Raw genomic sequence first — 1039 nt, forward strand, 5'->3', positions numbered from 1 at the left:
TCCTTCGACTTCAATGTCTCCACGACGATGACTTGGTTCTCGTCAACGATCCGTCTCGACAGTTTGTGAAGGAAGTCCTTGCGTTGGTTGGCGATCTTTTCGTGTTTCTTGGCCAAAAGTAATTTGGCTTTTTCACGATTCTTGCTTCCGATCTTCTTGCGCGACAGCGCCCGTTGCGCCTTCTTGACCTTCTCTTCTGACTTACGAAGGAAACGTGGGTTGTCGATCTTCTCCGAGACCATCGCGTCGTTCGTCATGACGGCGAAGTGCTCCAAACCGAGATCGATCCCGACCTTGTTCTTGGCTGGAATCCGTGGTTCATCGTCCTGTTTGACGAGGATGGAGATGAAGAACTTGCCCGTCCTCGTCATCGAGACCGTCGCCGACCGGATGACGCCCTCGAACGGACGATGTTGTGTGAACCGCACGAAGCCGACCTTCGGCAGACGGACTTTGCCCGCCTCGATGCGGATCGTGCCATGCTGGTTGTTCGTCGTGTAGGAGGCGCGCGACCGCCGTCTCGATTTGAAGGCAGGGAAACCGCCCGTCCCGGCGAAGAACTTCGTGAACGCGGTGTCGAGGTTCAGCTTCGCGTTCGCGAGCGCGAGGCTGTCCGCCTCGGCGAGGAACGGGAACAGGGGCTTGTAGGAGGCGGGTGTCGCCGGTTTCCGTCTCGTTCCGTTCCCCGCTTTCGCCTCCTCGCGGATGGCGATGCGGTCCTCGAGCAACTTGTTGTAGATGAACCGGGCGCAGCCGATGGTCTTGATGAGGAACTCGGCCTGTGCCGGCGTCGGGTAGAGCCGGTATGTATAGCCTTTCAGCATGTCCGTCCCTCCTCCCTTCCGAAGATCGTGATGTGTCCTCCTCATCCGATACCCGTGGAGGGGGAGGGAGAATCTGACGGAATCACGAACTTTTGTTCGTCATATCTGTCACAGGGGGAAAAGTTTTTTGGACCGGGCGATTCATTTCCCACCTACGCTGGGCTTCGCCCCGAGACGCTTAGAGGAGGGAGAATTCTCGCCTGATTTAGTTAAAA

At 57.1% G+C, this 1039-nt stretch carries 1 protein-coding gene; it reads right to left on the reverse strand.

Features of this window, described 5'->3' with window-relative positions; translation table 11 throughout:
- On the reverse strand, positions 1 to 824 hold an 824-nt coding region (locus tag KNO91_RS15170), incomplete at its 3' end, for an RNA-guided endonuclease TnpB family protein (RefSeq protein ID WP_214818708.1).
- Between the last annotated feature and the right edge of the window lie 215 nt (positions 825 to 1039).

This window comes from Exiguobacterium sp. s59 (assembly GCF_018617475.1).
GTDB classification, from domain to species: domain Bacteria; phylum Bacillota; class Bacilli; order Exiguobacteriales; family Exiguobacteriaceae; genus Exiguobacterium; species Exiguobacterium aestuarii.